Source organism: Arthrobacter sp. StoSoilB22 (assembly GCF_019977315.1).
GTDB lineage: Bacteria > Actinomycetota > Actinomycetes > Actinomycetales > Micrococcaceae > Arthrobacter.
Map to the genome: position 1 here is coordinate 1,166,914 of NZ_AP024652.1, position 19,219 is coordinate 1,186,132.

Here is a 19,219-nt window from a genome sequence, read left to right on the forward strand (position 1 = left end):
TGCTGCCGCGCACGCAGCGAAATCGCGGGAATGCTGCGAGTTCGCCGTCCCTCTCCGGCGATCACGCACCCTTCCCGCGACCTGGGCGGGCTGCCCGGGGCTACAGGTTGGAGCGCACAACCGCGCCCTGGGCGATCACGGTGCTCACCTTTTCCAGGGCCGGTCTGCATCAAGGATTTGTTCACGCAGGATCTCCGCGTGCCCGCAGTGCTGCGCCAGTTCCCGCAGCATGTGGAGGTACACCCAACGGAGGGGCAGAGGGCCACGGCGGTTTCCCAGCAGGAAATCATCAAGGCTCAGCTTCGCAACCGCGCGCCGGGAGGCCGCGCAAGCTTCCAGATAAGCCGTCTGAATGCTGGCGATGGTGTCGTTGCTGTCCAGGATGAACGATTCGTCTGGTGACGCCGGGATACCAATCTCTGCGCGGGACCTTCGCGTGACGGCTTCGTCGAACCACACCTTCTCCACGAAAGTAGCGTGCTTCACCAAGCCCAGCAGCGTGGTCCGCGACGGAACCAGCCGGCGTCGTGCTTGTTCTTCCGTGAGTCCATCCAAACTGGCGCTCAGAGCTCTGCGGTGCTCGTCCAAAAACGTGTCGAACTGTACCCGGCCGCTGTGGTTGATGACGTCGTCGGCGACCGTCGGCGGGAGTGCGCTCATCCGAAAACCACCGTGCCGTCGTCGTCAATGCGCCAGCCGGGATTGTGCGCGATCTCCCAGACGATGCCGTTGGGGTCCTTGACGTGTCCGTGGAAAATACCGCCAAACGCGCCGGCCTGGGCGGGTTTCAGCACAGTGGCCCCGGCCGCGACCAATGCGTCGATGGTACTGGCGACCTCCGCCGGGCTGCCTACGTTGTGTGAGAGCGTCACACCGCTGACTCCCTGTGTAGGAGCAGTGGCACCGAGGTCCTGATCGAACTTTTCGGCGTCGAACAGGCCGAGCATCAGCCCCGGCGCGATCTGGAAGAACAAGATCTCGCCGGGAACGTCCATGGCCGGATCCCAGCCAAGCCCTTCCTTATAGAAGGCGCGCGCGGCGTCCAGATCCTTGGTGGCGAACGTGAGGAAATGCAGTCGCTGGTCCATGAGGGAAGCCTAGCGGGATATGGTTGCCCGACTTGGCCAGTCTTGTTGAGACCCGGTCCGCGCCGGTGGGAGGATGGAGCAGTGGAACCCCTCTTCGACTTCCTTGGCAGTTACTGGTGGCTCATTTTCCCTATTGGCGGGATGGCTGGTGGCTGGGCGAGGTCGTGGTCCAAAGCCAGCGAAGAGCGGCACCGGCGCAAGGTGGAGTTGTTGAAGCTGCAGAACCAGCTGGCGGTGCACGAGGAAGCCAACCAGGCAGAGGTAGTCTCGCTCATTGCTGCGCACGATTCCGTGAACCACAGGTGGCTCGAGTACGAGCTGGACGTAGGTAACCTCATCGATTTCCCGCTCATGACGGACGTCCGCGAACCGCTCACGGTCGCGTTCCTGCGGGCCAAGAAAGAGGCCGACAGCTTACGTCCCGCCACACCTGAAGAAATTTCGACGCCGGCCAGGCTGGCTGAGTATCGGGCGGCTGTCCACAGCTACGAACTCGCTTTTGATGTTGCCGAACGGGAAGCCAGACGCATCAAGGACGGCAACTTCACCGGCCCGGAGCGCCAACGACTGGCGACTGCGAGGAAGCTCTTGCGTATCGCAGAGGACACAGCCGCCACTCCCGCCGAACGTCAAACGGCCTATAAGCGGGCCCGGAAGGAACTTGATGGCTTGATCGTCCTGCCGGAAGCAACCGTTGCCGCACTCGAGAGCAAGATCATCAGCATGCTGGACAGCCGCAAGGACCCGGACACGGACGTCCGATTCGCATGATGCCCAACGGAAGGCTGGCAGTCATTACGGGTGCCGGCCGTGGACTCGGAAGGTCGTTAGTAGACGAATTTTCCGAGGCCGGTTGGGCGGTAGTTGCCCTCACACGTTCACCCACAGCATCGACTGATCGGGCGAACGTCACTGTGGCCACACACGACGTCCGGAACGAGCCATCGACCGCGCTGATGTCAGCCGTAGATGGGCGCCCCGTCGATCTGATCATCAACAATGCAGCCCAGGGAGCTCCGCACGCCTGGCTGGGCGAAATTGCTGCGGAGGGCGTCATGAACGCCGTCGACGTTAATGTCGCTGGACCCCTGCGCCTGGTGCAGGCACTCTTGCCTCAATTGTTGGCTGCGCCGGATCCGGTGATCATCAATATCACGTCCCGCTTGGGCTCTTTGACGGCGCAAGCGCGTGGCGACTATTCGGATCTCTCCACGAGCTACGCATACAAAATCTCCAAGTCCGCACAAAACATGTTGACTATCTCCCTCGCTCAGGACCTCGCAGGCCGGGTGAGGTGCTGGGCGGTTCACCCAGGGAAAATGGCCACCGGGATGGGGCAGGCTGATGCTTCAAAAGATCCACGGCAGGCGGCTCGCGAACTAAGGGAACTGGTTGATTCGCCGGACCGTACCTCGCCACGCTTCGTCTCGCTCGGAGCCGCCGACCTCAGCTGGTAGCACTCCAGTGCGCTTCACAGCCCGTGGCTGGCGCTTCACCACCTTCTTTGAACCCGGAAAGCCCGCAAAACAACCAGTTTTGGCTGATCCTAGGCCTCCCAGCAGCCAAGGTCAGTGGTAGCGGCACACCTGACTAGCCCCCGGCTACCTCAGATCGATGCCCATCACGGTCCGCACCAAGGATCCACCCATGTCGTCCTCGAGCTGCTGCATTCCCATCCGCTCAGCAACCCTCCGTGAAGCCACGTTGCCCGGGTGAATGATCGCAACAAGGAGGGGGACCCCCAGGACATCGCGTGCGAAGTCCCGGGACGCCAATGCTGCCTCCGAAGCATATCCGCGCCCCTGCACGTCCCGACGAACGTGGTAGCCCACCTCAAGTTCAGCCCGCCCGTTGACGTGTTGCGACGTCAGCCCGCAGTCGCCGACGAACTCGCCGTCGCGCGTTTCTACGATCCACAACCCGTATCCGTGGCGAGCGTAGTTGTCCTGGTTCCACTTGATCCAGGCTGCTGATTCATCCCGCGACTTAGGCGCCGGGTAGTACGTCATGACCTCGGGATCACCCAGCATGGAACTCATCAGATCGAGATCGGCAAGGGTCATCTCCCGGAAGCGCAGCCGGGCGGTCGAGTTGGGGAGCATTCCCGAAGCCTATCTGCCCTTGAGATGTACCGTCCTCACCTACTTTCGGCCCAAGAAGTCCCAAAAACAACCATTTTCGGCTGAATTTTGGCCCTTCAAGAATCAAAGTGGGTCGTGACGGTACAAGCTGGTGAGCCTTCCTAGCCACGGCCCATGCTCGTTGAGGGGTCGCCCCCGCTTTCCGAGGGATCTGCGCGCAGGTCATCGGGGTCTCCACTGGGCAGGCCGGCCGGTCCCGCTGCGTCACTTGAGCCGACAGCAGTGCCATCGTGCGGTTTGCGGCCCTGAGTGTCGCCGTCGGTTCCCGGCCTGGGTGAGGTGGTTCCGCCGTCGGGTTCTCCATCCGCACGGTGGCGGCCCTTTGCCCTGGTGTTGGGGGAGTGATCTTCGTCGATGGCGTTTGAGCCTTCGCTTATGGAGGAGTGGACCTGGATATCGTCGTCCTTCTCGCCGGGCGCTGGAACCTGCTGATCATTCACCGGCTTGGAGGTCCCGGCCAGGTCTTCCATAGCGTTTTCGGTGGCCTTACGGATGCTGTCTTCAACGCCCATCTGATGACTCCTTTGTACGAATAGTCCTTATGACGGATCTCAGATCCTTTTAGTAAGCCTACTTACTTTTGGGGACGCGTGAAACCCTTGCCTTAGTTGACAAAATGCCATATCCGGAGTCGCGTATCCGCAGGTCAAGCCGTTCCGTGCAGCACTTTGTACCGGTGATCGTTGGGCGATAAGGTATTGCCAGACCGTTTTGCAGAGGGCGGCAATTTTCGCTCCTTTGCTGTCTGCTGGGGACGCATTTCAGTCAGTAGGAACGTGCATGGTCAACCCCCGCCCCGAGCAGGAAGCTCTCAAGAACGGTTTTTTCTTGGATCTCGTCCTTGGCAGCGAAGACGTCGAGGCTTTTCTCGGCGAGCTCGCGGCTTTCTCCGCCGAAAGCCTCTCGCGCCCGGAACCCGTCTTCTGTGGCATCACCGTATTGCGTCGTAAGAAGTCGGCCACCACTGCCAGCAGTGATGATCGCGCCAGAGCAATGGACGAACTCCAAAACGACTTTGATGGTCCCTGCCTCACTGCCATGGATAAGCTCACCCCCGTGATGGTGCCGGATCTTCTCCAGGAACATCGTTGGCCCGAGTACGTGCAGGCTGCTTCGCACCAAGGCCTGCGATCCGTCCTGAGTGTCCCCCTTCTGGTTGAAGGCGATACACGTGCAGCGTTGAACCTCTACTCCGAGCAGCCGGACGCGTTCAGCGATGACGACGTAGAGAGTGCCGAGGAGTTCGCCTCCCACGCCTCCAAGTCGTTGCGCCTGGCCCTGAAGATCGCGCAGCTCAGCGACGCCCGGAATGATCTTGCCGCAGCAATGCAGACCCGCACTGTGATCGACCTTGCTGTGGGGGCCATCATGGCGCAGAACCACTGCAGCCAGGAGGAGGCCTTCACCATCCTCCGCACGGCGTCCAGCAACCGCAACATCAAGCTGCGCCACCTGGCCAAGTCCATCATTTCTGCCGTCTCGTCCGGGAAGATCACCACGCACTTCGAGGAGTAGCCGCCTCCGACGTTTGCCGCCGTCGGGGGACTTAAGACTCTGACGCGCCGCTCCTTGCGGGGGGATAGTGGAGGCCGGGAGCACGGACGTGCCCGCTGGTCTGAAGGAGTAGCCATGATGTATTGGGACGGAAACATGGGCGTCTGGGGATACGCACTCATGGCTGTGAGTTTCATACTGTTTTGGGGAGCGATCATCACAGCGATCGTCTTTCTTACCCGGTCCATGGGTGCCGGCAGCCGGAGGTACGCTGGCGGGCCGCACCGTACGGGCGGAGCGGAGGAGCTTCTCGCGGAAAGGTTTGCCCGCGGTGAGATCGACGATACTGAGTACAACGCCCGCCTGAATGCTCTGAGGCGGAGCAACTTCGGTTAAGCCCCTGGCCCCTACCCGGCATGGATGGTTGGCCAGAGTTTGGGCGGAGGCGTCCGCTCTGTGACCCCGGTGTGGTCACCCGGGTTCGTGACCCGAGGCAACCATGGAGCAGACTTGGACGGGTGACCGCCAACAAACCACGCCCCGGCCTTGCGATTGCTGCGCTGAGCCTCGGGACGGCGCTGAACCCGTTGAACTCGTCCATGATCGCCGTAGCGTTGGTGGTCTTGCGGGAGCATTTCGAGCTCGACGTCGCCACCGTCACCTGGGTGATCACCTCGTTCTATCTCGCGTCCGCGGCCGGTCAACCGCTGATGGGTCGACTCGCTGACCGCTTCGGCCCGCGGCGCCTGTTTATGTTCGGTATGGCGTTGGTGGCGGTGACGTGCGCCATCGCGCCGTTCCTGCCCAACTTCGCGCTGGTATGCGTGGCCCGCGCGCTCATGGCTGTAGGGACCGCGACGGCGTACCCGTCCGCCGTCGTGATGGTCACCGAGCTCAGCCGGCTGGCCAACTTGCCGTCCACGCGGCCGCTCGGCCGGATCCAGATGGCCAACACTTCTGCCGCCGCTGTCGGGCCCGTGGTGGGCGGGCTTTTGGTGAGTCTGGTGGGCTGGCAGGCACTGTTCGCGATCAACGTTCCCATTGCTTTGTTGGCGTTGATTGTTGTTCGTCAGACCGCGCCCGCAGATGCCGGGCGCGAAACCGGCAAACTCGGCCAGCTGATCCGCGATTCCGACATCCCCGGCATCCTCGCCTTCGTGCTGTCCCTCATGCTCGCTATGATGGCGCTGCTCAACGTGCTGCCCGGCTACCGCTGGTATCTACTGGGTGCGGCCACGGTGATCGGAGCGCTGTTCGCCTGGCGTGAGCTGCGATTCCAGCCGCCGTTCCTGGACCTCCGCCTGCTGGGCCGGAACCGGCCGCTGCTATTGGTGTACTTGCTGTTTGTGGTGTTCAGCGGCGTCTACTACTTTGCGTTCTTCGGCCTTCCGCAGTTGCTGCAGGAGGCAGGGAATTACGACGCCGGTGTGGTGGGCCTGCTGATGCTGCCCCTTGCGGCGTTGTCGGTTGTGGTGACGCCACTGACCGTGCGGTTCATTGAGCGGTTCGGCGTGCGACCCGTTCTGATCACCGGGGTGTTGATCCTGACCATTGCGGCAGGCACGCTCGGGTTCCTGACCCTGAGCTTGTGGGCGCCACTGGTGTTCGTGCTCACCGCTTTGATGGGTGTTCCGTACGGCGTGGTGAGTACGGCCTCAAACCAAGGCCTGTACGTTTCGGCCCGGCCCGAAGAGAGGGGAGTGGCGGCCGGTATTTTCCAGACATGCCGCTACCTCGGGGCCATCACCGCCACTGTCCTGATCGGCGTGCTCTATGGCCCCGGCGTGAATCAGGCCAACTGGGGGATCATGGTCCTGGTGATGCTGGGGCTCAGTGCTGTGGTGCTGGTGCTGGCTGCGATGTGGCGGAAGCCGGCGGTCTAGGGGAGGCGTGGCCCCGTCGCCACAAGGCCCGGTATCGTCAGCTTCGGCGTCGCTGCTCGGCAGTCCAAGTGTGGTTCACAATGGCCGCCGCGAAGCTCTTGGACAACATGGCGCGGTCAGGCCCGCGGTAGAGGTCTCTCCGAAAATAGGGAGATTCCTCAGTGTGGGGGCCGCTCTTATCGATTCGCTTGGCGAGGTCGGAGACGTAGTTGTGGCCACCGGTCCTATAGGCATCGGTTTCGGTCTGGTCCAGGCGAAGCAGGGCCGTTGAGTCCACCATCGTATTGATGCAGTACCTCGCTTCGAGAAAAAGAGATCCTTGCTGTTCAACCAGGAACCATGAGCCCGGCTGGTGGTCCACGTAATGCATGGCATCGCGATCCTTGGCTATCCTCAGGTGGTCTCCCCACTGCTCAACCGGCGGAATCGCTTCGAGTGGCCGTTGCCGGGCTTCGTTGAGCACCGTGTATTCAAACGTCGGGGATGATTCGCGGTAGAGCGTCAGGCAGATGATTCGCAGGCACGCCGAACAGCTAAGCTGGCTCTCCACCCGTTCCATCAGTTGTGACGCATGGAGTTGTTGGAGGTCTGCGAGCGGGACCCAGCTGGGGCTTTCAGTGATCAGGCCCGCCGCTGCGGCTGAGGAGAGTGCAGCGATGGTTTGTTCCACGTCCATCCCGCCGGTGCGGGCTCCGCGAACCAAGAGATCGCTGCATGTTGGACAATCGTCATCCTCGGGGCGGCAGGCATGCTGCGGAGCCTCCGCCCTGAAACTAAGGCTGAGAAGATTGCCGGGCTCGTTCCAGCCGCGGTTGTTCTTGAAGCGGGGTTCCACGTAGGCACCGTCCAGTACGAAGCCCATACCTCCGGGAGCGCGGGCAGCATCGAGGGCTCCCTTGAGGTCGCTGAGGGTAGCGTTCTTATCCAGGCCGGGGATCCATGAGGGCAGGTGAAACCCGCCAGGTGCAAAACCAGTAGGTGCTGCGTGCAGCACGACGGCCACCGTGACGCCGTCGTGCATGATCATTTCGCCGCCCGAGGCGAACTGCAGCCGTCGCGATCGGTACGCGGGTTCGCCCACCAGCTGGTCCTTGACCCTTGCCGCGGGCCCGCCGAAGGCATCGATCAACTGACGCACGGCTGGCTCTTCTTCGGATCCCAGGAGGGCGTCCAGGATGAGTGGCAGCCGTGTGCTGATCCGCCATGGTTCGTTCACGCCGTCATCGCTCCGCTGTCCCATCCGACCATTATCCAGCGGAGAACTCTTGCTAAATTTACTGAGTGCACTCATAATTGAGTTAAGTCAGTTATACAGTCCAGGAGAACTCCCATGAAAGCCTTCGTCCTCAGCCAGTACAAGGAACCCCTTCAGCAGCAGGACGTCCCCGAGCCCGTGCTCGGAGACCACGATGTGCTGGTGGAGGTCCACGCGGCAGGCCTCAACCAGCTGGACGAGAAAATTCGGTTGGGAGTGTTCAAGCAGATCCTCCCGTACAAACTGCCGCAGATACTGGGCCACGACGTTGCCGGTGTGGTCCTGAAGGTCGGGGCAAAGGTTCAGTCCTTCGAGCCCGGCGACGAAGTATTCGCACGCCCGGGAAATGACCGAATCGGGACTTTCGCGGAGCGGGTGGCCGTTGCCGAGGAAGACCTTGCCATCAAACCGGCCACCATCAGCATGGAAGAGGCCGGCTCGCTTCCATTGGTGGCGTTGACTGCCTGGCAAGCGCTGGTGCAGCGGGGCAATGTTGGCCCCGGGCAGAACGTACTCATCCATGCTGGAGCCGGGGGAGTAGGGTCCATTGCCATCCAGCTGGCCACGTATCTCGGGGCGACGGTGGCCACTACTGTCAGCGCCGGAAACAAGGACTTCGTCCGGGACCTTGGCGCGGACGTGGTGATCGACTACCGGACTGAGGATTTCACGGAAATTCTGAGTGACTATGACCTCGTCCTGGATAGCCTCGGTGGCGAAAACCTGGAGCGGTCTCTGCAGGTTCTGAAGAAGGGTGGCCGGGCCATTGGCATCGCCGGCCCGCCGGATGCCGGTTTCGCCCGACAGCTGGGCGGAAACCCGGTTCTGCTGGGGTTGATGACCCTGCTCAGCTCGGGGATCCGGCGCAAAGCCCGCCGTCTGGGAGTCACGTACGAGTTCCTCTTCATGCGCGCTAATGGTGGCCAGTTGAGGGAAATCGCAGCACTCATCGACGCCGGAGACATCAAGCCAGTGGTGGGACGTGTGGTGCCTTTCGACCAGACGGCCGATGTACTTGCGGCCCTCGACAACGGCGGCGTCCGCGGTAAGACCGTTGTCAGCCATCTCTAACCACCCCTACCGACAGGACGAACATCATGAGCAGTGAACAGCAGTCGTATTTACAGGTGCCCGCGAAGACGCTGACAGCCAACGGCGTCAGCTACGCATACCGCGAAATGGGGCCTAAAGGTGGGGTTCCGGTAGTTTTCCTGATTCACCTCGCCGGGACCATGGACAACTGGGATCCGAGCATCATCGACCCCATTGCTGAGAAACACCACGTGATCACCTTCAGCAACCGCGGAGTCGGTGCAACCACGGGGTCCGTTCCGGACAGCATCGAAGCCATGGCGGATGATGCTGCCGCCTTTATTCAGGCCCTCGGCTATCCGGCAGTGGATCTCTTTGGATTCTCGCTCGGCGGCATGATCGCCCAGTCGCTGGTGGTCAAACACCCCGGCCTTGTCCGCAAGCTCGTCCTGGCTGGCACGGGACCTGCCGGTGGTGAGGGCATCCAGAAGATCATGGGAACCACGTACTTTGACGTAGTTCGGGGCGCCCTCACCCGACAGGACCCCAAGGAGTTCCTGTTCTTCAACCGGAACGCCGCCGGAAAACCCGCTGCGAGGGCATTCATGAATCGGCTCAACCAACGGACCACCAACCGCGAGGCACCCATCTCGCTCAAGGCGTTCCAGACGCAACTGAAAGCCATCAGGCGGTGGGGAGTGTCGCCGTCGGCCGATCTGGGTGTTATCAACCAACCGACGCTCATCGCCAACGGCAATAACGACCGCATGGTGCCCTCGGTGCTTTCCAGCGACATGCACCGCCGGATTCCGGGCAGCGAGCTGGTCATCTACCCGGACTCCGGGCACGGTGGCATCTTCCAGTTCCACGACAGGTTCGTCCCGGTAGCGCTCGAGTTCCTGGGCCGCTGATGCATCGGCCCGCTGATACGGTAGCTAAATGCAGCCTGCGCCCCAGACACTTGGCCGACGTGAGCGGAATAAGCAGGAAAAGCTTGACCGCATCACCGCGGCCGCACGCGAACTTTTCACCCAGTACGGAGTGGACGAGGTCACCACCCAGCAGGTGGCGGAAAAGGCCGACGTCGGATCGGGAACCTTGTTCCTGTATGCCAAGACGAAGGCGGAGCTGCTTTTGTTGGTGCACAACGCCAAGTACGCCCAAGCGCTCGACGCGGGAGTCGAAGCGGCCGCCGCTGAAATCACGGTGCTGGACGCGGTGATGGCCATCATCCGGCCCATCATTGAGTGCAACCGTGTTCAGATCGAAAACGGCCGAACCTACCTGCGGGAGATCGTCTTCGGTGACCCTGCCGAACCTCACCATGCAGAGGCGTTGTCCCTCACGATGCGTACGGAAGAGGCCATTGCCGGAGTGCTGGGCCGCGACGGTCAGTTGTTGGCCCGCGACCCGGCGAAACTGGCTCGGATCGTCTCCGCCATCATGTTCGTCAGCATGGCGTCCTCAGCGACTATTGACATGACAGACGCCCAGGTTGGCGACGAGATCCGGGATCAGATCAGCGTGCTCCTGGGCGCCTGACTTGGTAGTGAGCCTTAGCGTTTGGTGAGACTTACCGTTTGAGGAATTCCTCGTGCTGACGGTGTGCCTCGGCCACTTGCTCGCGGATGGTCTCCACGTCCTTGGCCTTGTTCCGGTACTTCAGTGGCATCTGCACAATCTGCGCTTCCTCAGCCGTGAGGGCACGGTAGATACGCTCGCGCTCGTTGGCGTCGGCGGTGTAGTCGAGGTCCAGATAATCGACGGCGTGACGGCGGGCGTTGTTGATGGCCGTCTGGGCCTTGCCCGCAGGGCTGATCAGGGAGAGCACCACGGTGATGATCAGGACGCCGATGATGACGCTGAGCGAGAGGCCCGTGGTGATTTCAATGACGTTGACGTGCTCGCCGTCGTTGATGAATGGAAGGTTGTTCTCATGCAGGGCGTGCAGGATCAGCTTGACGCCGATGAAAGCGAGAATGGCCGCCAAACCGTAGGAGAGGTAAATGAGGCGGTCCAGCAGTCCGTCGATCAGGAAGTACAGCTGGCGCAAGCCCATTAGTGAGAACGCGGTGGCGGTGAAGACGATGAACACGTTCTGCGTCAGGCCGAAGATTGCCGGGATGGAGTCCAGCGCAAAGAGGATGTCCGTGCCGCCAATGGCCACCATTACAAGGAGCATGGGAGTCAGGGCGCGCTTGCCGTTCACCACGGTGAAGAGCTTGTCGCCGTCGTACTTGTCCGTGGTGTGGAAGAGCTTTTTGGCGAGCCGGATGATGAAGTTGTTGGCCTGACCGTCACCGTGGTCGCCGGGCTTGAGCAGGTTGCCAGCCGTGAGGAGCAGGATCAGTCCGAAGATGTAGAACACCCACGCGAACGAGTTGATGAGTGCTGCGCCAAGGAAGATAAAACCTGTACGGGCGATCAAGGAGAACACGATGCCGAACAGGAGGACCTTCTGCTGATCCTCACGTGGCACCCTGAAGCTCGCCATGATGATGAGGAACACGAACAGGTTATCTACCGAGAGGGCCTTCTCCGTGATGTAGCCGGCGAAGTACTCGGACCCCATTTGGGCGCCGCCGAAAATCAGGACCAGGACGCCGAAAACTATTGCGAGTCCAACGTAAATGGAGGACCAGACGGCCGCTTCCTTGAGCGATGGGACGTGGGCCTTGCGGATGTGGAAGAAGTAGTCAAAGGCCAAGAGCGCCAAAATGACGACGATGGTGATACCCCAGATGAGGGGAGAGACGGTCATATGATCCTGCTTTCGTGAGGCGCGCGAGTGGTGTTGCTCACCGAGGGTCAAACTCTTGGGTTTAAATTTACCGGGGTTGGCGGGGTTGTTGGTAACTCGACTGCCATGGGAAAGTAGTTGACAACTTGGAAAGTACTTTCTTAGGGTGGGGGTATCGATCCGCACAAACTTGGGGGACACCATGAACGAGACCACCGGCAATATGTCAGCAGCCGAAGCACGGGAACTCCTTGCACGGGCCGATTCACTGGGCGCCTCCTCCATCAACGCGGCAGCTTGGCCGGTGGCTGTAATGTTCACCAGCCTCGCGATTATGGGTTCGCTGCTGATGATCGGGATGCACATCGTTCTGGTCGGCGGCTACGGCGCGGCATTGTTGGCCTGTTCTGTGGGAGCCTGGGGCGCAATTACCGCGAGCATCTGGCCAATGTTCCAACGGTCCACCAAGGTCGGCTTCACCAAACGGTTCCTGACGTCTCTTCTGGGGTACTTCGCGCTGTACGTCGTGGCGCTCGTGGTTGGCGCCTACTTCTTCCGGGACGGCAACCTCTGGTTCTACATCCCCGCGGCCATTGCCCTGGCAGCCATTGGCCTTGCTGCTGCCTTCCGTGAGCTGCGCGCATGAGCGCCCCGGCGGAACACCCGCGTCACAAGCTCAACGAGCTCGTCCACTCACCGGTCCGGTTCTCCATCATGGCTGCGCTCGCGAAGGCTGAGTCGTTGGACTTCAAGGACCTGAGGGACGCCATTCAGGTCAGCGATTCGGTGTTGAGCAAGCAGCTCTCGATTTTGGAGAAGGCCGAGTTCGTGAAGATCAAAAAAAGCTTCGCCGGGAAGTTTCCCAGGACATCGGCCAGCCTGACGGGTACCGGACGGAACGTGTGGGCGGCGCACTTGCAGACGTTGCGGGAGATCGCGGGAGGCTAGGTCCTTTGGTGCCGGCTCAGTTCGAGTTGCCCTCGTGGGGTTTCCGCTTAAGCCACTCCGGCTGCTTGTGCTCATCTCGCGGATACTTCAGCTGATCCCTGACATACACGGCGGGAGCCACTGGGAAGTCCCATTCTGGCTCGTGATCGAAGTTGTAGTTGGCGGTGGCGTTCCCAGATGCCGTGACAACGAAGTGAACTCCGAACCATGTGCCTAAACCGACCCGGTAGGACGCTTCTCGGAGATCCTTAATGGCCCGCGATACCTCAGAGGTTCCGCCGTGATCATTGAAGGGCCCATTCTGTGAGGAGAACCGGCCGTTCGGGTTGAAGATGTAAAAATGCTGCTCGTTGGTGGACGTGGTTACGCTGGCAGTGAGTTCTATTCGTTCATCGCCCGGCCCAAGCAAGCCGTGGAGTAGAACGCCCAACCTGTCGAATGCCTCCTGCTCTTGGAGGAGTCCGTTGTGTTGATTGGCTAGGTTGTCAGAGTCTGTGTTTCGCATATGTGGTTCCTAACTGCCGAACGCTCGTTCGGGATGCCATTGTTGACCGCTCGGAATGCGGCTTCGTATCTTTGGACAGCCTCCAAGGTCCAGTTCTTGAGGACCGCCAGGGTGCCGTTCGGTAGCTGGCGCAGTTCGACTAGTGGGTCTTCTGGGAGGACGTAGCCGCTGTCGTAAGCGAAATAGGTGACAACCCCAACTGGTGGGTACCAGATGGGCTGGTCTCGGTTTTTCCTGGTTATCGCGGAGCTGAAGAGGCCACCCATCTCAGGGGGCCATAGATCGAAAAGTTCAACCAAGCAGGCTACGAAAGTTTCTCGACTCGGAATCATCGCCTGCTTGAAGGTGAGCTTGAGTGAGTTGTGGGAAGGGGCGTCACTCGATCCGTCAGCAATCGATGCATAAAAGGGGCTCACACTGCGGTCGGTCCCGTTTAGAAAAGAGACTAACTGAACGAAGTAACCAGAGCCGACATAGAACTTGCCCGCATCATCCTTGCGGGCCCCGGATTCCACTAGTGACGTTGCTTCATCAATGTTTCGGGGTAGGAAGTCGCCTCCCGCGGTGGCCGGAGCGGCTCTGGTGACCGTGATCCATTCCATAGGCCTTGGATCGAGCCGCTCCAGTACCGAAACGCTGGCAAGGATTGTCGCAGCAATCTCATGTGCCGAGTCGGCCCTTACACCCAATTGGAGCCTGAGATTCAGCGTATCCAAAGCTGGATCAACGATTGTGTGGCCGTCTTCTTTCACGGTGTCGCTCTTCTCTGATCAGTCTCCCCGCCGGAAACATAGTTCTATCCGGTCCCGGCAGCTCTGCGGGGGATGCCATCGTTGACAGCCCTGAAAGCCTCGCCGTACGCGAGGACGGCATCCAAGGTCCAGTCGTTCAGTATTGCCATCACGCCACTTCGTAACCGTCGCAGTTCAACCAGGGGGTTATCGGGTAAGACGTATCCGCTGTCTTCTGCAAAGTACGTCAGAACTCCAACGGGTGGATACCATGCGGGTTCCCCTCGGTGTAATCGGCTAACTTCGTAGCCGAAGACTCCGCCTCGCGTGGGCTGCCACACTTCTATCAGCGCACTGAAGCTGCTAACGACAGCTTCGCGGCCAGATACGAGCGCGTCTGCAAAAGTTAAGGAAAACGAATCGCTTGAAAATCCGCCGTGGGCTCCGTCGCTGACTGCAGCGTGGAAGGGGCTCACAGCTCGATCCGACCCCTTGAGGAAGGAAATTAGTTGTACGAAGTAACCCCAACTTGGGTGAAAGCGCTCCGCATCATCCTTTCGGGCGCCCGCCATAACAAGAGTGCCCAGTTCCTCAATGGTGCGTCCTACTTTTTCATGTTCGAGGGTTGCCCCACCACTTCGCGGAATCCCGACCCACTCCATCGGGCGAGGATCCAGTCGCTCAAGAATCTCTAAGGTTGCCAAAATCCTAGTTGCGATATCTGGTGGTCCCGCCTCCCGACCGCCCAACTGTAGGTCGAGGTCTATATCGTCCAGAGCGGAGTCGAAGAGATCCGCCGAATAGATTTCTGCCACGCTGGACTCCTCATTGTGAATCAAAACTAGCCCTTCATCGGAGCGAACTTTACGTCCACTGTGACACTAACGTGGTTGCGTGCCAGGTATTGTGTGACGGCCTTATCCATTATCTTGGCAAGATCCTCATTTTGCGTGAATATCCATTCGAGGTGGGCGCCTGGTGCCTTTGCCTCTAGCGCTTCGATCTGCTTGGCGACTCTGTCCTGAACCCATTCTCTAATAGCGGTTGGAACAGCTTCGCTGCGGAGATACCGGCCATCGTAAACTCCCCTGAAAAGAAGGTCGTAGTTTCCCTTGATCTCCTGATAGACCTCCGCTGGAGGATGCCCGCGCCACAAGTGCCCGTCGAACTCAACCTTTCCCACGGAGCCGTCCGCTTTGACGTAGTCGATGAAGTATTCCAGAAGATATCCCTTTGGGCCGGTGGCCGTGACACCGGTCCCGAAGATTTGGTCAGGGACGCCTTTGTCGTTTCGGCCCCCGGGTTCTTGCCAGGACCCCGGTCCACCATCGGTGTCGCCGATGGCGGGTTGCAGGTCGGGGTGGCGTCCTGGGAGTGCCGGGTCTCCGAGGGTTTGATCGACGATGCGGGGGAAGGGTTCAGGGGCTGGCTTGGCCTTAGCGCCTGCTGCGCTAGTCTCGTCAACCTTGGCCAGCCATGCGGTTTCTGGGACCGGTGTGGGGAGTTGGTGCGGTGCGCCGGCGTAGGCGGGCTGTGGTCCGTTGAGGGTTTGGTTGAGTTTGGCCAGCCCGGTGTCGAGTTTGTTCAGGGCTGTGCCGATGCCGTGGTCCCAGATGGCGGTGCGTGCTTGGGTGAGTTTGGCGGCGACCGCTGCCGTGGCTTCGCCGAGCACAGAGCGGGTTGCGCCGGTGATACTGGTGGTGCCTTTGGACAAAGTGGCGGCTTTGGTGAGGGCCGCGGTTTCGGCACCTAGTTTGCCGCCGAGGGATGCTCCCTTGATCCCGAGTCCGGTGCCGCCGATGAACATCGAGCCGACGTCGAAGGTGGTGGCGCCGATGGCGTAGCCGGGGTTGGTGCCCCATTCGTCGTAGTGGATGGTTTCCTTGGCCACGTTGACGGTGGTCAGTACGGCGTTGATGTCCTCGGGTGAGGCGTCTTTGAAGCCGCGGTCGATGACGTTCTTGGTGGTGAGCGCTGCGGCGCCGATGGCGAACATCCCTTGCCAGGCCAGGGCTTGTTTGGCTGTGTCGGTGGTCAACAGCAGGGTGTGCAGGCCTTGCCCGGCGCCGATCAGGGCGCTGGTGAATCCTTGGGCGGCCGAGGCGGGCCCGGCCAGCCGGACGGAGATGTTCGGTGGTCCCCAGGGAAGGTCGGGGAGTTTCTCGTCGGCGCCCAGGTAGTGCTGGACGTGGGTGAAGGCGTTGGAGATGAAGTCGGTGGAGCTGTTCAGGTTCGCCCTGGGGATGGTCGGGGGAGCGTAGCTTTGCCCGCCGGTCAGGGCGGCCAGTGCGGTGGCGCAGGTGGCGTCGGAGTCGAGGATGGCTTGGGCCAGGGCGCTGGCTTTGTCCATGGTGTTACGGTGCTGGTCCACGATTTTGAGGTTGGAGCGCCAGTCATCGTTACCGCCGATGAGCTCGTCCAGGGCGTGGACTTCGGCCCGGAGGGTGGTGATGCGTTGTTTCAGTTCCCTGGCCCGGTCCGCGTACGCGGCCAGCACGGTCGCGGTCTTACCTGTCAGGTTGGCGAGGTCTTGGGAGCGGGAGAACACGGGGTTGAAAGCGGTCAGGACCTGCCCGGCTTCGGGGGCCTCATACGCCCCCGCGAGTCCGGCCCAGGTTTTTGCCGCGTCGTTGACCCCGGAATGAACGGCGTTCCCGGAGGCTGCGAGGGCCTGGCCGTGGCTGTCCAGGGCATCGGGGTCCGGCAGCGGCGGGAGCCCGTCAACACTGATCCCGGACGCGCCCGGACCAGCGGCACACACCTGACTGAAGTCCATACTTACCGCCCTAACGCCGAAACGGGCAGGTGCACGGTTGAGGCACTGGACGCCGCTGTTGATGCCATGGCCAGGTCACCGTCAGCGTAGAAACCCACGGCCTGGGAGGTCCCGGTCAGGGCCGCGGTACTGCGCTCGAGCACGTCCGTGGTGGCAGGAACCACCCCGTTCTCGATCAACGCCCCCAACGCTTCCTGGACCTGGGCGGACGGCACGGCCGCGGCGATCCCGTCCACCGCGCCCCGCAACCGTGTCAACGGTTCCTCCAACGCCGACACCGAGCCCGCGGTCGAGGAGATCACCGCCCGCGCGGTGCCAACATCAACACTCCACACAGCCATACCAGTCACCTTGTCTCTGGTTGCTGGCGGGTTAGCCGATGCTCTGCACGGCGTTGCGGGCAGAGGTCGCGGCGGTGGTGGCGGTCTCGTCGTTGGTGCCCAGGGTGGTGCGGACCAGGGCGATGATGGCTTTGACTTCGTCGGCGGCGGCGGTCCAGCGGGTTTCGACTGCCTGGTATTCGGTGTCGACGCCGTCGGCGCGGAAGTCGGCCATGGCCTGGTTCACGTCGGCTTGGCGGGCGGCGATGAGGGTTTCCAGGTGCGCGGCGAGGGCTTGGATGTCGGATTGGACCTGGGCGGAGACGTTGGTGTCGTAGGCGATGCGGTTGGTGGTCATGGTGTTAGGCCCGTCCTTGGAATCGTGCGGCGTCGAAGTTCGCGGCCCCTTCGGAGCGGCGTGCGTTGTCCGAGGCTGCCAGGTCGCCTTGGGTGAAGGCGGTGTTCATCCCGGATTGGCCGGTTACGATGCCGGCCAGGGCGGTGTTCAGTTCGGAGGCGACGAGGTCGGACCGGTTTTTGAAGGAGTCGAACGCGGCTTTGCCCGCGCCGCTGAATTTTCCTTCGAGCGGGGTGACGGCGTCCACGAAACGCCGTACGAGGGCGCCGAGGTCCTGGTGGGACGCGTCGGTTTGTTTGCTCAGGTTCCCGAGTGTTTCGGCGCCCATGTCAAAGATGGCCATTGGTTCCCCCAAAGGTAGATGGTTGTGCTGGAGCACTTTAACAGCATGGTGAACACGGTGTGTTATGTCCAGTCGATGCACTAACAAGAAACGCGTGCCTTGTGACGGCTTAGTCACAAACCGGGAAGGTTACCGAACGAAGCCCACGGCCTCCACACTGCACCACGAAAAGCACACACAGGCCCGGAAGGGCCCATCTAGGTGCTGTTTCGGGCCTGTCTAGGTGCTGAAAACACCAAAAATGAGTGCTCCCGGCGACCGACTAGGTGCTCCGATGCGGACGCAGTGCCAAATTTGGCACTCCTCCACGAAGCCAATAGTTCCCACGCCAGCAGGCCAGCCGCCGTCGTGCTCTAACCGGAATTACGACGGCGGAGGGTGACTTTGGTGCCGACTGCTTAGCTGACGCTGAGCAAGACCTGATCGATAAGGGCGAGGAAGCCGGGCCATCCGGTGTTTTCTGACGAGCCGGAACACCTTAGCGTCAGGCGACCGGTGAGTTCGTCCGCCGTCAGAGGTTCTTCTCGGAAGCTGTCGAGGACGGGGCGGCACCTAGACGAGGCTGGCGGCCACTCATTTTTAGGGTTTTTGGCACCTATTTCTGTTCAAGCAGCACCTAGTTTGGCGGTTTTCGGCACCTAGTCCCGGATTCGTGGCGCAGACTGTGCGAGTCAAAGCAAGATGGTTCTTCGCTAGGGGCAGTCATGATTCGGAAGGGCATCAGCAAGACCTTTCCTCGATGGCAGGAGGATCGGTGAGTAAGGTTCCGCATCCATTTCAAGTCGTGGCGTTTTTCCTTATGGCCGTCAATTTTGCGTTGTGGCAGCCGTTTGCGTGGTGGCGTGCCAGTGCGGCAGTTCTCATGCTGGGGTTCGGTTGCTACGGCGTTTATGTGTTGCGGCGGGGCAAGCGCAACGTGTCCAAGCAGGAGGCTAGCGAGCCTGAATGACCGGGGACGTTGATGATGGCCTGTGGACTGACGTCTGCAGGCCATCTCTCTATTCTTGGGTGTTTTTGTACTGGCGAAGTCGATTCTGAAGATCCGGGCCACCGAAGCCGGCGACGAACCCGAAGTCGTACTTTCCGTTGTCCGGCCGGGCTTCGCGCTCCAGTTTCAGCACCGTGGAAAGTGTGAACAGGGTTTTGGCAATCCCGCTTTCGGTTTCGAAGGTGAAGGACCCAAAGATCGTAGAGTCCGTGCGGTCTCTCAGCAGGAGAGTTGTGTCCGGGCCATGTACTTCGGAAGCGACCGGGTGATAACGGTCCATGTGCCGGCCCCAGATTGGTAACGACAGGGGGAAGCAGAGTTTGACGGCTTCAGGGAAGGAAAACGGGATTTGGTCGATGGACAGGCCGTAGGGATCATCCACACCGTCGGTCTGGATGATCATTCTTTTGGGGTCGAAGCTTCGGGAGCTCCCGTCCGGCAATTTTTTGGCGGACCAGATGAAACCCCTCGGGACCACCGAGATGGCGTAGCGCTCGACGTGGTTTCCGCTCTGGCAGTACGAGATGGCGTCGTAGGACGTTCCGTCCCCGCCGCCCATAGCCTTACCGATTGCGATCGCCAGCTGCTCAGAGGAAGTGTCCACGCCTCATCCTTGC

Annotated in this window: 24 protein-coding genes; 10 read left to right on the top strand and 14 right to left on the bottom strand. The window is 61.0% G+C overall.

Translation table 11 applies throughout. The features are described 5' to 3' along the window. Positions 1-144: 144 nt before the first annotated feature. Positions 145-660 (bottom strand): DinB family protein, encoded by a 516-nt coding sequence (locus LDN70_RS05655; RefSeq protein ID WP_223942006.1) that lies wholly within the window; start codon positions 658-660, stop codon positions 145-147. Then, positions 657-1,088, bottom strand: a complete 432-nt coding sequence (locus LDN70_RS05660) for a VOC family protein (RefSeq protein ID WP_223942007.1) — start codon at positions 1,086-1,088, stop codon at positions 657-659. The genes LDN70_RS05655 and LDN70_RS05660 overlap by 4 nt, the downstream gene beginning before the upstream one ends. 81 nt (positions 1,089-1,169) lie before the next feature. Here LDN70_RS05660 and LDN70_RS05665 point away from each other — a divergent pair, with 81 nt between their 5' ends. Together LDN70_RS05665 and LDN70_RS05670 are read left to right on the top strand one after the other, a co-directional pair. Then, positions 1,170-1,859 carry a hypothetical protein gene (locus tag LDN70_RS05665; protein WP_223942008.1) on the top strand — a complete coding sequence of 230 codons (690 nt, stop codon included), beginning with the start codon at positions 1,170-1,172 and terminating at the stop codon, positions 1,857-1,859. Continuing rightward, positions 1,856-2,545 (top strand): SDR family NAD(P)-dependent oxidoreductase, encoded by a 690-nt coding sequence (locus LDN70_RS05670; RefSeq protein ID WP_223942009.1) that lies wholly within the window; start codon positions 1,856-1,858, stop codon positions 2,543-2,545. Before LDN70_RS05665 ends, LDN70_RS05670 begins: the two co-directional genes overlap by 4 nt. 144 nt (positions 2,546-2,689) lie before the next feature. Here LDN70_RS05670 and LDN70_RS05675 read toward each other — a convergent pair whose 3' ends face one another. Further along, positions 2,690-3,190 carry a GNAT family N-acetyltransferase gene (locus tag LDN70_RS05675; RefSeq protein WP_223942010.1) on the bottom strand — a complete coding sequence of 167 codons (501 nt, stop codon included), beginning with the start codon at positions 3,188-3,190 and terminating at the stop codon, positions 2,690-2,692. A gap of 140 nt (positions 3,191-3,330) precedes the next feature. Further along, on the bottom strand, positions 3,331-3,741 hold the full coding sequence (locus LDN70_RS05680) for a hypothetical protein (RefSeq protein WP_223942011.1): 411 nt from the start codon (positions 3,739-3,741) through the stop codon (positions 3,331-3,333). 268 nt (positions 3,742-4,009) lie between these two features. On the opposite strand from LDN70_RS05680, the gene LDN70_RS05685 reads away from it, so the two are divergent. The 3 genes from LDN70_RS05685 to LDN70_RS05695 all read left to right on the top strand — a co-directional run bounded on the left by LDN70_RS05685 (position 4,010) and on the right by LDN70_RS05695 (position 6,606). After that, positions 4,010-4,744 carry an ANTAR domain-containing response regulator gene (locus tag LDN70_RS05685; protein WP_166841538.1) on the top strand — a complete coding sequence of 245 codons (735 nt, stop codon included), beginning with the start codon at positions 4,010-4,012 and terminating at the stop codon, positions 4,742-4,744. 114 nt (positions 4,745-4,858) lie between these two features. Continuing rightward, positions 4,859-5,119, top strand: a complete 261-nt coding sequence (locus tag LDN70_RS05690; protein WP_223942012.1) for an SHOCT domain-containing protein — start codon at positions 4,859-4,861, stop codon at positions 5,117-5,119. 122 nt (positions 5,120-5,241) lie between these two features. Further along, a complete protein-coding gene (locus LDN70_RS05695; protein WP_223942013.1) occupies positions 5,242-6,606 on the top strand; it encodes an MFS transporter in 1,365 nt (454 codons plus the stop codon). 37 nt (positions 6,607-6,643) lie between these two features. On the opposite strand, the gene LDN70_RS05700 is transcribed toward LDN70_RS05695, so the two are convergent. After that, positions 6,644-7,846, bottom strand: coding sequence for a hypothetical protein (locus LDN70_RS05700; protein WP_223942014.1), 1,203 nt, complete (start codon positions 7,844-7,846; stop codon positions 6,644-6,646). A 90-nt stretch (positions 7,847-7,936) separates the two neighbouring features. On the opposite strand from LDN70_RS05700, the gene LDN70_RS05705 reads away from it, so the two are divergent. Genes LDN70_RS05705 through LDN70_RS05715 form a run of 3 tightly spaced genes read left to right on the top strand, consistent with a single transcriptional unit; the run spans position 7,937 to position 10,435 of the window. Then, the gene (locus LDN70_RS05705) at positions 7,937-8,932 is read left to right on the top strand and encodes an NADP-dependent oxidoreductase (RefSeq protein ID WP_223942015.1); all 996 of its coding nucleotides are present in this window, start codon (positions 7,937-7,939) and stop codon (positions 8,930-8,932) included. Between the two features lie 26 nt (positions 8,933-8,958). Beyond that, positions 8,959-9,804 carry an alpha/beta fold hydrolase gene (locus LDN70_RS05710; protein WP_223942016.1) on the top strand — a complete coding sequence of 282 codons (846 nt, stop codon included), beginning with the start codon at positions 8,959-8,961 and terminating at the stop codon, positions 9,802-9,804. A gap of 28 nt (positions 9,805-9,832) precedes the next feature. Next, on the top strand, positions 9,833-10,435 hold the full coding sequence (locus LDN70_RS05715) for a TetR/AcrR family transcriptional regulator (RefSeq protein WP_142940000.1): 603 nt from the start codon (positions 9,833-9,835) through the stop codon (positions 10,433-10,435). 31 nt (positions 10,436-10,466) lie between these two features. Here the strand turns inward: LDN70_RS05715 and LDN70_RS05720 are convergent, their stop codons facing one another. Continuing rightward, complete coding sequence (locus tag LDN70_RS05720; RefSeq protein ID WP_142939999.1) at positions 10,467-11,654, bottom strand: TerC/Alx family metal homeostasis membrane protein; 1,188 nt, start codon at positions 11,652-11,654, stop codon at positions 10,467-10,469. Between the two features lie 181 nt (positions 11,655-11,835). On the opposite strand from LDN70_RS05720, the gene LDN70_RS05725 reads away from it, so the two are divergent. Together LDN70_RS05725 and LDN70_RS05730 are read left to right on the top strand one after the other, a co-directional pair. Further along, on the top strand, positions 11,836-12,279 hold the full coding sequence (locus LDN70_RS05725; protein ID WP_142939998.1) for a hypothetical protein: 444 nt from the start codon (positions 11,836-11,838) through the stop codon (positions 12,277-12,279). Next, positions 12,276-12,581, top strand: a complete 306-nt coding sequence (locus tag LDN70_RS05730; RefSeq protein ID WP_142939997.1) for a winged helix-turn-helix domain-containing protein — start codon at positions 12,276-12,278, stop codon at positions 12,579-12,581. The genes LDN70_RS05725 and LDN70_RS05730 overlap by 4 nt, the downstream gene beginning before the upstream one ends. A gap of 16 nt (positions 12,582-12,597) precedes the next feature. On the opposite strand, the gene LDN70_RS05735 is transcribed toward LDN70_RS05730, so the two are convergent. The 8 genes from LDN70_RS05735 to LDN70_RS05770 all read right to left on the bottom strand — a co-directional run bounded on the left by LDN70_RS05735 (position 12,598) and on the right by LDN70_RS05770 (position 19,206). Continuing rightward, positions 12,598-13,086, bottom strand: a complete 489-nt coding sequence (locus LDN70_RS05735) for a hypothetical protein (protein WP_223942017.1) — start codon at positions 13,084-13,086, stop codon at positions 12,598-12,600. Next, the gene (locus tag LDN70_RS05740) at positions 13,059-13,838 is read right to left on the bottom strand and encodes a hypothetical protein (protein ID WP_223942018.1); all 780 of its coding nucleotides are present in this window, start codon (positions 13,836-13,838) and stop codon (positions 13,059-13,061) included. The genes LDN70_RS05735 and LDN70_RS05740 overlap by 28 nt, the downstream gene beginning before the upstream one ends. 44 nt (positions 13,839-13,882) lie before the next feature. Then, positions 13,883-14,632, bottom strand: a complete 750-nt coding sequence (locus tag LDN70_RS05745; RefSeq protein ID WP_223942019.1) for a hypothetical protein — start codon at positions 14,630-14,632, stop codon at positions 13,883-13,885. Positions 14,633-14,658: 26 nt separating this feature from the next. Further along, a complete protein-coding gene (locus tag LDN70_RS05750) occupies positions 14,659-16,593 on the bottom strand; it encodes a restriction endonuclease fold toxin 5 domain-containing protein (protein ID WP_223942020.1) in 1,935 nt (644 codons plus the stop codon). Between the two features lie 2 nt (positions 16,594-16,595). Continuing rightward, positions 16,596-16,934, bottom strand: a complete 339-nt coding sequence (locus tag LDN70_RS05755; protein WP_223942021.1) for a DUF6507 family protein — start codon at positions 16,932-16,934, stop codon at positions 16,596-16,598. Between the two features lie 31 nt (positions 16,935-16,965). Then, the gene (locus LDN70_RS05760) at positions 16,966-17,271 is read right to left on the bottom strand and encodes a pore-forming ESAT-6 family protein (protein WP_223942022.1); all 306 of its coding nucleotides are present in this window, start codon (positions 17,269-17,271) and stop codon (positions 16,966-16,968) included. A gap of 4 nt (positions 17,272-17,275) precedes the next feature. Continuing rightward, positions 17,276-17,614: a hypothetical protein gene (locus tag LDN70_RS05765; protein ID WP_223942023.1), complete on the bottom strand. Its 339-nt coding sequence runs from the start codon at positions 17,612-17,614 to the stop codon at positions 17,276-17,278. A 998-nt stretch (positions 17,615-18,612) separates the two neighbouring features. Then, positions 18,613-19,206, bottom strand: coding sequence for a hypothetical protein (locus LDN70_RS05770; protein ID WP_223942024.1), 594 nt, complete (start codon positions 19,204-19,206; stop codon positions 18,613-18,615). Positions 19,207-19,219 lie beyond the last annotated feature (13 nt).

Excerpts from the sequence above, each read along its gene's own strand:
- LDN70_RS05700 (WP_223942014.1), bottom strand. The coding sequence starts at position 7,846 with ATGGGACAGCGGAGCGATGACGGCGTGAACGAACCATGGCGGATCAGC.
- LDN70_RS05710 (WP_223942016.1), top strand. The coding sequence starts at position 8,959 with ATGAGCAGTGAACAGCAGTCGTATTTACAGGTGCCCGCGAAGACGCTG.
- LDN70_RS05715 (WP_142940000.1), top strand. The coding sequence starts at position 9,833 with ATGCAGCCTGCGCCCCAGACACTTGGCCGACGTGAGCGGAATAAGCAG.
- LDN70_RS05735 (WP_223942017.1), bottom strand. The coding sequence starts at position 13,086 with ATGCGAAACACAGACTCTGACAACCTAGCCAATCAACACAACGGACTC.
- LDN70_RS05655 (WP_223942006.1), bottom strand. The coding sequence starts at position 660 with ATGAGCGCACTCCCGCCGACGGTCGCCGACGACGTCATCAACCACAGC.
- LDN70_RS05760 (WP_223942022.1), bottom strand. The coding sequence starts at position 17,271 with ATGACCACCAACCGCATCGCCTACGACACCAACGTCTCCGCCCAGGTC.
- LDN70_RS05690 (WP_223942012.1), top strand. The coding sequence starts at position 4,859 with ATGATGTATTGGGACGGAAACATGGGCGTCTGGGGATACGCACTCATG.
- LDN70_RS05680 (WP_223942011.1), bottom strand. The coding sequence starts at position 3,741 with ATGGGCGTTGAAGACAGCATCCGTAAGGCCACCGAAAACGCTATGGAA.
- LDN70_RS05705 (WP_223942015.1), top strand. The coding sequence starts at position 7,937 with ATGAAAGCCTTCGTCCTCAGCCAGTACAAGGAACCCCTTCAGCAGCAG.
- LDN70_RS05675 (WP_223942010.1), bottom strand. The coding sequence starts at position 3,190 with ATGCTCCCCAACTCGACCGCCCGGCTGCGCTTCCGGGAGATGACCCTT.
- LDN70_RS05750 (WP_223942020.1), bottom strand. The coding sequence starts at position 16,593 with ATGGACTTCAGTCAGGTGTGTGCCGCTGGTCCGGGCGCGTCCGGGATC.
- LDN70_RS05755 (WP_223942021.1), bottom strand. The coding sequence starts at position 16,934 with ATGGCTGTGTGGAGTGTTGATGTTGGCACCGCGCGGGCGGTGATCTCC.
- LDN70_RS05670 (WP_223942009.1), top strand. The coding sequence starts at position 1,856 with ATGATGCCCAACGGAAGGCTGGCAGTCATTACGGGTGCCGGCCGTGGA.
- LDN70_RS05725 (WP_142939998.1), top strand. The coding sequence starts at position 11,836 with ATGAACGAGACCACCGGCAATATGTCAGCAGCCGAAGCACGGGAACTC.
- LDN70_RS05765 (WP_223942023.1), bottom strand. The coding sequence starts at position 17,614 with ATGGCCATCTTTGACATGGGCGCCGAAACACTCGGGAACCTGAGCAAA.
- LDN70_RS05730 (WP_142939997.1), top strand. The coding sequence starts at position 12,276 with ATGAGCGCCCCGGCGGAACACCCGCGTCACAAGCTCAACGAGCTCGTC.
- LDN70_RS05660 (WP_223942007.1), bottom strand. The coding sequence starts at position 1,088 with ATGGACCAGCGACTGCATTTCCTCACGTTCGCCACCAAGGATCTGGAC.
- LDN70_RS05720 (WP_142939999.1), bottom strand. The coding sequence starts at position 11,654 with ATGACCGTCTCTCCCCTCATCTGGGGTATCACCATCGTCGTCATTTTG.
- LDN70_RS05685 (WP_166841538.1), top strand. The coding sequence starts at position 4,010 with ATGGTCAACCCCCGCCCCGAGCAGGAAGCTCTCAAGAACGGTTTTTTC.